This is a genomic window from Enterobacter sp. 120016, assembly GCF_018383635.1.
GTDB lineage: Bacteria > Pseudomonadota > Gammaproteobacteria > Enterobacterales > Enterobacteriaceae > Enterobacter > Enterobacter asburiae_D.
Genome location: NZ_JAHAWC010000005.1, coordinates 253,933 through 265,738 on the forward strand (window position 1 = coordinate 253,933; position 11,806 = coordinate 265,738).

Consider the following 11,806-nt stretch of genomic DNA (forward strand, 5'->3'; position numbering starts at 1 on the left):
AATTGCTGAAACGACGGCGACAATCACACTTCGGAATCATTACTCGCTCCCCCCTATTGTGGGTGGAGCCCGATACGCTATGTTGACAATTAGTTCCTCAAATGTAACTAAAAGGTTAACTATAATGTCGAACACGTTCCGAATTTCTCTGCTTACCGCTACTGTACTGTTCTCTGCTTCTGCACTGTCTGCCCTGCCGCAGGGGTATCCCGCTGAGTATCAAAAAGTTGTTGATGCCGCAACGAAAGAGGGCAAGGTTGTTATCTACTCCACCACCGACATCAAAGCCGCCGGGCCGCTGATCCAGGGCTTCGAAAAAACCTACCCGGGCATTAAAGTTGAATACAACGACATGAACAGCACCGAGCTGTACAACCGTTTCATCAGCGAACAGGCCTCCGGTGGCGTGAGCGGCGACGTGGTCTGGAGCTCCTCTATGGACACGGGCCTGAAGCTCGCCACCGACTACGCCATGGAGTATAAATCTCCGGAGCAAGGCCAGTTGCCGAAATGGGCGGTCTGGAAGGATAAGGCTTACGGCACTACCTATGAGCCGGTGGTCTTTATCTACAACAAGCGTCTGATCCCGGCCAGCGACGTGCCGGACTCTCACGCCGCGCTGGCGAAGCTGATTGCCAGCCAGACGGACAAATTCAAGAGCAAAGTCACCACCTACGACATCGAAAAATCGGGCCTGGGCTTTATGCTCTCGGTTCAGGATCACAACGCCGATCCTAACTACTTTAAGACCCTGGCCGACGTCGCCAAAGGCGGCTTATCGGTGCAGTCGTCTACCGGCACCATGATGGAGCGCGTCTCCTCCGGTGAAAACCTGATCGGCTTCAACATCCTCGGCTCCTACGCGGAAGCGCGTGCGAAGAACGATCCGTCGCTCGGCATTTCCTATCCAAAAGATTACACCCTGGTGCTGTCGCGCGTGTCGTTCATCAGCCAGCAGGCGCAAAACGGCAACGCCGCGAAGCTGTGGCTGGACTATGTGCTGTCTGAACAAGGACAAAACATTCTGGCCAATCAGGCGGATATTCCCTCCATTCGTAACGATATCGAAGGGAAAAATGATATCGACGGCCTGACCAAAATCCTCGGCAACGCGCTGAAGCCAATTCCGGTTGATGAAACGCTGCTGGAATACCTGCAGCCGAAAAAACGCCTGGAGTACATCAAAGAGTGGCGTACCGCCGCCGGTAAATAAGCGTCTGAGCGCGGCGCAGGCCGCCGCGCTCCCTTATCGACTGAGTTCGTTTTTCTGGGCTGCAACACCAGGGATACCCCATGAATACATTACGCAGAAAGTGGCAAAGCCTGCCGCGAGGCATCGTCGTGCTGATAACCGCCCTGGTTATCTACACGCCGCTGTCGTTTATCGTGATACAGAGCTTCCTGTCCGCCCCGTTCTTTTCGCCGTCAAAAGAGTGGAGCTTTGAATCATTTGAATTTATTTTCACCGACCCTGATTTTTATAAGGCCCTGAAAAGCGGCTTTATTCTTGCTTTCGGGCTGGTCTTTATCTCCATTCCGCTGGGCGGCGTGCTGGCGTTTCTGATGGTGCGTACCGACCTGCCCGGCCGTCGGTTGATTGAACCGCTGATCCTGGTCCCGATTTTCGTTTCACCGATGGTGCTGGGCTTCGGCTATGTGGTGGCCGCCGGTCCGGTGGGCTTTCTCTCCCAGTGGGCTCAGGCGCTGATTGGCTTTGTGCCGTGGAATATCTACGACATGTCGAGCATTGTGGTCATCGCCGGCCTGACGCACGTCCCGCACGCCTATCTGTATATCTCGTCAGCGCTGCGCAGCGTGGGCTCCGATGTGGAAGAAGCCGCGCGCACCGCGGGGGCGTCGCCCTGGCAGGTGATGACCTCCGTCAGCCTGCCGATGGTGCGCCCGTCCATTCTGTACGCCACCGTGCTGCTGTTCTTCCTGGGGCTGGAAGTGTTTGGCCTGATGCTGGTACTCGGCGACCCGGAAGGCAACATGGTGCTGGCGACCTATCTCTATAAGCTAACGAACAAGATGGGCACCCCATCCTATAACCTGATGGCGGCGGTTGCCGTGGTGCTGATCTGCATCACCATCCCGCTGGTGATGCTCCAGCGTCGCCTGATGCGCACCGCCAACCGCTTCGTCACCATGAAGGGCAAGGCCTCGCAGGCCCGCGCGCTACCGCTGGGTAAATGGCGCTGGGTGGCTGGCGGAGTGATTGCCTTCTGGCTCACCGTCACCATCGGCGTTCCGCTGCTCGGCGTGGTATTGCGCGCGTTTATCTCCAACTGGGGCGTGGGCGTTTCGCTGTGGGACGAGCTTTCTCTGAACACCTTCCGCACCATCTGGGCGCAGCCCAACCTGCTGCGCGCCATCGTCAACTCCATGGCGATTGGCGTGATTGGCGGCGCGCTGGCCGTGGTGTGCTACCTGTTTGTCGGCATTGCCATGCACCGTAAGCCGGATAACACCACGCGTTTCCTGGACTACAGCGTGCTGGTGCCGCGCGCCGTGCCTGGCCTGCTGGCGGGTCTGGCGTTCCTGTGGGTGTTCCTGTTCCTGCCGATGTGGCTGGATAACTCCCTGAAATCCGGCTGGCTTTCCGGGTTCGCCTGGACCGACTGGATGCGCGAAAACGTCATCGTCTGGCTGCGTTCGCTGCGCAGCACCATTTTCAGCGTCTGGCTGGCCTATACCGTGGTGTGGATGGCTTACGGGCTGAGGCTTATCTCTTCCACGCTGCTGCAGGTGGGGCCGGAGCTTGAGGAAGCGGCGCGCAGCACCGGGGCGACGCGCGGGCAGATCACCCGCCACGTCACCATCCCGCTCTCCCGCTACGGTCTTATCGGTTCGTGGCTGCTGATGTTCCTGATCTTTGAGCGCGAATACTCAACGGGTGTGTACCTGCTTTCACCCGGCACGGAAACCATCGGCTCGATGCTGGTTTCCCTCTGGGCCGCGGGTGCCATCGATATCGTGGCGGCGCTCTCTTTCATTAACATCCTGCTGGTCGTGGTAGGTCTGGGCATTGCCCTTCGTTTCGGAGTGAAAATACATGATTGAATTAGCGGTTGACGATCTGCACTTAACCTACGGCGACAATCCTGTTTTAAAAGGTGTCTCCATGAACCTGAAGCGCGGCGAAGTGGTCTCCCTGTTAGGCCCCTCCGGCAGCGGTAAAACCACCCTGCTGCGCGCCGTCGCGGGTCTGGAAAAACCGACGCAGGGGTCGATTGTCATTGGCAACAATAAAGTTTACGACGGCACGCCGCGCAGCGAGGTCCCGGCGGAAGAGCGTAACCTGGGGCTGGTGTTTCAGTCCTACGCCCTGTGGCCGCACAAGACCGTGTTTGAGAACGTGGCCTATCCGCTCAAGCTGCGCAAAGTCCCGGCCAAAGAGATCCAGCAGCGCGTGCAGGGCGTGCTGGACCAGCTGGGTCTGGGCCATCTTGGCAAACGTCACCCGCACCAGCTCTCCGGTGGGCAGCAGCAGCGCGTGGCGATTGGCCGGGCGCTGGTGTACAACCCGCCGGTGATTTTGCTGGACGAACCGCTCTCTAACCTCGACGCCAAGCTGCGCGAAGAGGCCCGCGTGTTCCTGCGCGAGCTGATTATCAAGCTCGGGCTATCGGCGCTCATGGTGACGCACGACCAGAACGAAGCGATGTCCATCTCCGACCGCATCCTGCTGCTTAACAATGGCAAAATTGAGCAACAGGGCACGCCGCAGGAGATGTACGGCTCGCCGAAAACGCTGTTTACCGCCGAGTTTATGGGCAGCAACAACCGCCTGCACGGCAAGGTCACCGAAGTACGCGACGGCAAAGCGCGTATTGAAGGGAAAGGCTGGGTGCTGTGGGGCCAGGCCGGTGAAGGGGTGCAGAGCGGTGAAGAAGCGACGGCGGTGATCCGCGTCGAGCGCGTGGCGGTGGTTGAGGGGCCAGGGGAAAATCAGCTTGAGCTGCCGCTGCTCACCAGCATGTATCTCGGCGACCGCTGGGAGTACCTGTTCCGCACGGTGGGGGATGATTTTGTTATTCGTGCGTATGGGCATGAGGTTCGGGATCCGCAGCACTGCCATCTTTCGCTGCCTGAGAAGCATGTGTGGGTGTTCCCGAAAGGGTGATGAGTCAATAATTAATCTGCCATGGCCCGGTGGCGATTCGCTTACCGGGTCTACAAAACAAAGAAATGCACCGATGCCAGGATTGGTGGCGCTAGCCATTATTGTTAAGGCATTCTGAATGAAATAATCACCGGACACTTTTTTCCGTCCGTACATATAACGGATTAAAGCTCCATATCAAAATGTTATTACAGAGAATATAGAGAAAATTCATGCGTCATATCCAGCATTTTTGAAAACTGATTGAACATGTTCAGCCAGTCCAACAAGATCTTCATAGGCGATTGGGAAAAATTTGGATAATGGTTTTCTATATACTCGTTAACAACTTCCATACCTTCACTCGCTCTGAGATTCTTAACAAATGTAGGCAAAATACGATGATTAACACCAGTACCATACTCTTTCGGATGATGGGTCATACACCACTCAACTTTACCTTTATATGATTGAATCGCATCTTCCAGTAAGGTAATAACTTCTGGGACCTCTTTTTCAAAACGAAAACTGGTATAAGGAGGATACTTAGAGCGATCAATTTTTTCAAAATGGTCATTTATCCATTCATCTTCAATACGGCTCTGATAATGTAACCACTCCAGTTTTCCAAGAGAACCAATGAAGTCCAACAAGATTGTTTCTTTCTTACCTATCGGAAACATTATTCTATACCCTGTAATTTGTCAGAGATCTTAACACTTCCCTGATTTATAGATTTGATATGTTTTTCCCAATCTCCTTTAGGAATTGGTTTTAAGGACACTCTTGGATCGTAAACATACTGACCATCGATATAAACCTGATGGAAAGCTTGTTCATGTACAATTTTTCCATTTTCATACACATTTAAGCCGTTGCGGAGCAAAAAACCACCAACTATGGGCGGATTTCTTGTTAATCATCTTATTAATGTACTCCATTGAACTGATACATAAGGCTTTAACCTAATCTCCATTCGCGTTACGGTTTCTCCTAAATTGATATCAGATGACAGATATTCACCTTTTGTTTCGCTCTTGATTTCAAAATAGTTAACACCTTCGCTAAGATGTTGAGATATTTTCTCACCATTAACTTCAATTATGGTTTGGATCCACCCTTCTAAAGCTGCATATGAGAAAATTAATTTCACACCATTACTATCTGTATATTCATACCCATAGTGATGATCTATTTCATTAGAAAAAACGGTTCACTTTCAAAAAACGAAAGGAGATCTATAGGATCTGGAAGATTTTCGATAAAAATCATTTTTTGCCATCCTTCGGTATTGTTGTTATGAATCGACGAGAACCATCATCCATTATTTGGAATGATGTTTCTAACTTGGCAGCCTTACCTGATGGCCCCATTAGCAATGACTCTCTAATTTCAAACCTTCCGAATTTATTACTATAAACATTTATAATACTGCCTGGTATTTTAGGAACCTGAGAAATATGTTCCATTATCAACTTGGCCAATACATCATCTAAAGGAATACCAAGACGATACATTGATTGAGCCAATTGAGTCGAACGGGGGGGGTTATGAGCACTACTATTGATCTCTCCAAATAGAAATTTAAGCTTGTCTTGTTCTATGATGACATTGCTTTGTGAAGCCTGTTGATCAAGCACCGAATAATTCTGTTTTGAATTAAGGTTAGCTGTATTTTTCGAGTTCTGAGCAATTTTTTCTAATGCTTCTTTTTCAGCCGAAATTTTCCCAGCATTAACAGTACCTTCAGGAACTTTTTTGCCAGGCAATATAATACTAGCCAGTATTCCCCCAGTTGCTTCCAAGGAAGCCTAGTTTCCGCCCCATGCTCCAGTCAGCGTATTAGCAACAGCGTACCAGGTATCACTTTTCATCAGCGCCTTAACGCTGTCTGCTACCGCCTGATTTTTCCCGGCCAGGTCGCTCATCGCCTTGCTGCAGTAGCTGTCGCCCGCAGCACACGAAGCCAGTGCCATTGCCGCATCAGCGGCTTAGTCCGCCGAGCCTAGTGCTGCTTCACTGGTATCAGCGAGAGCATTGATAATACCATTCGCGATGGCAGAGGTTGCACCTTCGCCCAGCTTGTCTCTTACCTGATTTTTCAGGGATTCAGCAGTCTGTTTTGCCGCTTCGCGAGCCCGGTCACCACTCAGCGAGTTATTCTCAACAACAACTCGTTCCGACGCGATTATTGAGGGCCCAAAGCCAATTTCCCTCTAGTCAGCAGGTTATAAGTCATTTTGCTGATGCATTTCCAAAGCAGCAACTTTTTGACCCGGCGTTTTTTTGTCGGAACACACAACTATCCCGGTGAAAATCGCCATGCATATTAGCATGTCCATTAGGCGTGTCATCGTTATTTTCATATGTGTATAATGATTAACAAAAATCATATAATTTTTTCCAAAACAATTCTTTTGCCGATAGCAACAACCTCTGAGTCATTTTCATCAAACTGCCCCAACATAAAAAAAACAACCCCATTATTATGCAGTATATTTTCAATCCATTTTATTAGTCGCTTTGGTTGAGATTCAAAAGAAATACTCAAGTCTGGCGATAAATTAGAAAAAAACAATTTCTCTTCAGTGTTTATTAGCTGCTGAATCTCACCATGAAGAGAACAAGAAATACGACAAGTTCCTGTTAGTATTAACCCACGACTTCCCTTATCAATAAAAGAAGACTTATCTTGAAAAGATTCTAATTTCACACCTGAATTTTCAATCAACCCCCATGTTTTTTTATAATTAACTATCGCCGTATCAGGCTGCTCTGGAACTAACTCTACCATTACATGATAACAATTTAATTCACCATCAGTAATTGTAGAAAACATTTCATTTAACAGGAAGGCACCAAACTCCTTACGGGAACAATTAGGCAATTCCCAACTTACGGCTGCTATCTCATTCATACCAGGGAGTAAACCTCTAAGATCACAAATATCATTTTTGATATTTATATTTTCAGCATATCGCTTGACATAGTTAGTAGTCATAATGATTACCTCTTTCATCATTAAAATGTGGGCCTCTATTTTGGCTTGGGTCATCCGTAAAGAAATGACCACCCGCATCATCACGGATATATACTTTCTGTGTTCCGCCGCCAGGTCTGGGCACTTCAAATTCATATATATATCCTGGTTGAGGGTTATTCCGTTTATCAACATTTGGATATACTTTACTCGGGCTTTGGCTTACAGGGATACCCGATTTCCTTTTAGCTTCATTGAAAGCTCCAGACCTTGCGGAACCTTCAGGTGACAAGTTTGCAGGTTTATCCAGATAAGCCAAATCATCTTTACTTGGGCCTTCTGGAATCGGTGTAACCGTAGTATTGCCGCCCGTATCCGGATTTCCATCAATGTTACCTGTATTGGTTGCACCCTGACCCGAGGACTGGTTATTCCCTGTATTTGAAGGCACATTTCCGGTTACAGTCCGGTCTCCACCAGTGTTTGATGGTCCCGGATTGATGACCTGCGTACCACCAGTACTGGTGATCGTCTTACCTGTCAGGGACTCATATGCCGCTTTCTGAGCATCATTTAATTGGCTTAGCTGGGATGGATCATTGAGCGAGGCCACATAGATCAGATGTAACTGCTCATCTTGAGACAATGTATCCATTGCTGATGTGGATGCACCAATCCCCAGCAAAGCACCCAGACCACTGGCAACCAGCCGATCACGGCAAGCAGAAATTTTCAGACATCCCTGCGCAGCCAGCTTACCGCCCTGTATAACGACACCCAGCGAGTTATTCTCAACCTCCACCTTCGCCGTTTCCGACGCCGTCGCCGCCATGGAGACACTGCCATCCGTCACTGCAGCGCCCGCCAGACCACCTGCAATACTCACGAGGCTACTGACCAGCCGTTTCTCCTCTGCTGTCAGGTCACTGGATTTTTTATCTCCATACAGCGCGCTGACCAGATGGTCAGTCATCGCCGAGGCCGTAATGGCTCCTATGGCACCAGCCTTCAGGCCATCAGCACTGCTCCCGCCACTCAGCTGCGTCAGCGCCGCCGCCACAATACCGTGCAGCGCGGCACGGGCTGTCGGGTCTTTCTGCTCCTTGACCAGGGTCGCCAGCAGAGGGGCCGCCCCTGCTGCCGCCCCTGCCTTCAGGTTACCGCCAAACGCACCTGCCAGTAATCCCGCCGCTGCGCTGCCCTTAGTCCAGAAGGCACTCCCCGGACCGTACTCGGTATTCTGATATCCTGGCTGTGTCTTCAGAAACGCTTCCTGCTCCTGCGGCGTATCGCCCTGCAGTTTTCCTTCAGATGCCAGTTTCGCGCCCAGCGCCGCATTGGATTCCCGCGCTTTCTGCTCCGCATACTTGCCGTAAGCATCCAGCGCAGAGGTGGCCAGCGCCGCGCCTTCGCTCTGGACCGCCAGGTTATCCCTGACCTTCTGCACATCACCGTTCACGTCCACGCCGTGGTGGGCGCCAGCCGTATCACGGCTCAGGTCGGCAATATCCTGTTTTTGTCCCGCCGGGTTGCGAATGACAATGCTACCGCCACTCACCGCTGATGAGGTCGTCCCGGTGTGGCTCTCTTCTGCCTGGCCCGTACCGATTGCCGGTGCCAGGTTGCGGTTTTCACCGTTTCCGCTGCCGCCCGCGCTGCCAGAAAGCGCCACCGTGTAGCCGTTGCCGCTGGTCTGGCTCTCGTTGTGGAGATTACTGAAACCCAGCGTACCCGTGTCGAGGCTATTTTTATCTGCAGACGCCGTGGATGCAATCACCGCGCCGTCAAGCTGGGTATGATTTCCGGTGGTGACAGCAAAGCCGCCCTTGCCTGCGAATATCCCGCTCTGTTCAGAAACGCTCTTACCATTCTGGGTGATATTCTCACCCGATGCACTGACGCTACCGGAAGAGGCACCATAACACAGTGGCGGTATGCACAGACTGAGGGACGCGCCTGACGAAGACTGCTTGCTGTCATAACTGGCCGTATCCTGCACGCTGCTGATGGTCAGATCGCGCCCGGTGTTCACCACCACACGATTACCTTCCAGCTCCGCACCTTTCAGGGTAGTGTCGCGCCCGCTGTTCACCGTAAGCTGTTCATCAGCATGGACAACACTGTTCGTATTGCGCTGTGACTGGCTGTTTTCCTTACCCTTATGCTGTGACGCTCCCAGCTCCACCGAGATGCCGTTTTGCGCACCAATCAGGCTCACACCGACACCGACGCTGAACTGGCTGCCGCTGTTTTTACTCTCAGAGTGGGTTGTGTTCTGGGAGGCAGACAGCAGAATATCCCGCCCCGCATCCAGCGCCACGTGTTTACCCGCGATCTGTACCCCCGTGCCGGCAATGTCGTTTCCGGCACGAACAGAGACATTCTCGCCGGCATTAATGGTGGTGCCCTGCGTGTCGGTACTGTGGTAACGACTGTCCTGAGATGACGTCCCCGCCGTTAAAGACACTTTAGCCTTGATGAGCGACGAATCCGACATAGCGCCCTGCGCCGCGGTTGCCGCCGACTGACCTGTTCTGATGGCGGTCAGCCTCGGGTCATCGCCATTTTCTGCGCTGCGTGCAGCCGTCTCAGCGGCTTTTGCAGCCTCAACAGCCCAGCCGCCAGCAGATGCCGTCACACCATACTGGGCGCTGCTGCTGTGGTTTTCACCGTCACGGGTATCCCGGCTCACCCCCATGAGGACATTTTCGCCACTGAGTGAGACCGATTTACCGGCACGGATATCCGTACCTGACAGGGAGAGATCGTTACCGGCCTGCGCGACAACGTTACCGTTTTTGCTGCTTAGCTGGCTGCGCAATCCGTTTTCGAGGCTGCTATCTTCCCGACTGCTGTTTTTTTCATGGCGGTAGCCTGCCGTGGCGCTGTAACCATCGCCTCCCAGCGTTCCCAGCAATTTGCTGCTGCCGCTGCTCTCAGTGCGCGATGTATTGCGTCCGGCAGAAACGGAGATATCCCCATTTGTGGCTGACAGCAGAAGATCGTCCGTGGCGGTCATAAGGCTGCCGCTGATATCCACGCTGCCGTCACGACTGTTAACGTAAATATCTGAGCCCTGAATGACCGACGCGTTTTGAGTGGTCCGGGTATCGTTACCGTTGTTCTCTGCCTTGTTCATGCCGCCCGGGAGAAGCTGATTGCCGTGGGAACCCCCACCCGAGATGGCGCGAACAGCACTTCCGGCGCTCAGGGCGCTCGAAAGATTCCAGCCGCTATTTTTTGCGCTGTTGCTGTGTTTCTCGCTGTCTGTTGAGGTGGTGATATCAACGTCGCGTTTCGCATCGAGGATCACCGTTTCACCGGCCTTAGCCTGGCTTCCGGCAATCAGGATATTGCCGCTGTTGCTGCCTCCCTGTTTACCGGTGGCAGTCATCTGGATATTGCCTGCGGCGGCAAGATGGCTGCCGCTGTTAAACTCGCCCTCGTAGTGCGACTCAGAGGAAGACCGGCTGCTGCCTGCGGCAATGGCCATCATCTGCCCGGGTCCGTCAAGACCGAGCGCACCGCCTTCTGCCCCCAGTCCCTTCACTTTATCGACGGTGCTGTTGCCACTGTTGCCCTTACCGCGCACGATATCGCGCACGTTACGCACCGTGTCTTCGAATGGCGCTTTCACACTGACAGTTACGCCAGACGATTTAGCCTCCTGCTTCATGGACTCAGTGGTCGTATCCCGTCCAGGAAGGATGGCGATGCTGTCGCCAGTGATATCGATATGGCCGGTTTTACGGGAGGAATCATCCTTCGCTCTTCCGGCAACCACATCTGCCGCACTCAACTGGACGTCATTTCCGGCGCTGATAATGACATTACCGCCAGTAGTACCCACCGTGCTGCGGGCATCACTCTGCGTCGTATTTGCCCCCTGTCGGGTGCTTTTTGAAAACTGCGACCCGATGGTGATACCCAATCCCGACCCGCTGGAGAAAACGCCGGATTTCTTCGTCTTCTTCATGTCGTAGAACGTGTCGGTGTTGGTTGCTGCCTCCACGGTCAGATCATTTCCAGCCTTCAGTGCCACATCGCGCTCAGCGGCAACTGACGAGCCCTGTACCGTCAGGTTGTTACCAGCCCGGAGAGCAACGTTGTCGCCGGAAAGCTGCGTACCTTTCTCACGCGTATGCGTTTCTTCGTGGATGGTGTGAGTGGTTTTCTTGCTGAGGAATCCACCGGACGTCTTTTTCTCCTCCCGGTATGCATAGTCACTTTCCGTTGCAGTGGAAAGGGTGATATCCCGCCCGGCGGCCACGGCTGTATCGCCTTTGGCATAGACATCTGCTGCCTGTGCCGTCACATCCCGTCCGGCGACAACGGTCACATTCCCACCCGCAGTGATGTCGGTTCCCGACTGGCGAACCGACTCATTAATCACTTTTTTACGGCCTGACCTATAGCTGTCGCCCTGCGTGGTCTCTTCCGCAGCCAGATTCACGTCGCGACCCGCCTGCAGCCCGACGCTTTTCTCCGCCGCCAGCGCGGCGGCCTGAGCGTTGATATCCTGCCCGGCCTTCAGGACCAGGTTATCGCCTGCGGAAATCGTGGTGCGGTCGAGCCCGGTGCTGTGGGATTCGCTTTTCCCTTTACGGCTGCTTTCGCTTGTTTGCTCCGCGTTCAGATTGAGATCGTTGCCCGCGCTCAGCCCCGCGCTGCCGCCCGCCTTCAGGTCGCTGGCGGTCACGTCAAGGTTGTGCCCGGCATTC

9 protein-coding genes are annotated in these 11,806 nt (G+C 53.0%); 3 read left to right on the forward strand and 6 right to left on the reverse strand.

Annotation, left to right across the window (positions count from 1 at the left end; genetic code table 11):
- Window positions 1-124: 124 nt before the first annotated feature.
- The 3 genes from KIF87_RS10550 (at window position 125) to KIF87_RS10560 (ending at window position 4,126) form a co-directional block, all read left to right on the forward strand.
- Window positions 125-1,213 (forward strand): ABC transporter substrate-binding protein, encoded by a 1,089-nt coding sequence (locus tag KIF87_RS10550; protein WP_213328687.1) that lies wholly within the window; start codon window positions 125-127, stop codon window positions 1,211-1,213.
- 80 nt (window positions 1,214-1,293) lie between these two features.
- On the forward strand, window positions 1,294-3,063 hold the full coding sequence (locus KIF87_RS10555; protein ID WP_023309073.1) for an ABC transporter permease: 1,770 nt from the start codon (window positions 1,294-1,296) through the stop codon (window positions 3,061-3,063).
- On the forward strand, window positions 3,056-4,126 hold the full coding sequence (locus tag KIF87_RS10560) for an ABC transporter ATP-binding protein (protein WP_063144672.1): 1,071 nt from the start codon (window positions 3,056-3,058) through the stop codon (window positions 4,124-4,126). The genes KIF87_RS10555 and KIF87_RS10560 overlap by 8 nt, the downstream gene beginning before the upstream one ends.
- 188 nt (window positions 4,127-4,314) lie before the next feature.
- Here the strand turns inward: KIF87_RS10560 and KIF87_RS10565 are convergent, their stop codons facing one another.
- The 6 genes from KIF87_RS10565 to KIF87_RS10585 all read right to left on the reverse strand — a co-directional run.
- Window positions 4,315-4,788 carry a hypothetical protein gene (locus KIF87_RS10565; protein WP_249665861.1) on the reverse strand — a complete coding sequence of 158 codons (474 nt, stop codon included), beginning with the start codon at window positions 4,786-4,788 and terminating at the stop codon, window positions 4,315-4,317.
- 236 nt (window positions 4,789-5,024) lie between these two features.
- Entirely contained in the window at window positions 5,025-5,258 is a 234-nt protein-coding gene (locus KIF87_RS10570) for a hypothetical protein (protein ID WP_213328688.1), read from the reverse strand.
- 115 nt (window positions 5,259-5,373) lie between these two features.
- Window positions 5,374-5,910 (reverse strand): hypothetical protein, encoded by a 537-nt coding sequence (locus KIF87_RS23270; RefSeq protein ID WP_249665862.1) that lies wholly within the window; start codon window positions 5,908-5,910, stop codon window positions 5,374-5,376.
- Between the two features lie 6 nt (window positions 5,911-5,916).
- Window positions 5,917-6,081 (reverse strand): hypothetical protein, encoded by a 165-nt coding sequence (locus tag KIF87_RS23275; protein WP_238550733.1) that lies wholly within the window; start codon window positions 6,079-6,081, stop codon window positions 5,917-5,919.
- 413 nt (window positions 6,082-6,494) lie between these two features.
- Window positions 6,495-7,106 carry a hypothetical protein gene (locus KIF87_RS10580; RefSeq protein ID WP_213328689.1) on the reverse strand — a complete coding sequence of 204 codons (612 nt, stop codon included), beginning with the start codon at window positions 7,104-7,106 and terminating at the stop codon, window positions 6,495-6,497.
- A partial coding sequence (locus KIF87_RS10585) for a hemagglutinin repeat-containing protein (protein WP_213328690.1) occupies window positions 7,096-11,806 on the reverse strand: 4,711 nt, incomplete at its 5' end. The genes KIF87_RS10585 and KIF87_RS10580, both read right to left, overlap by 11 nt.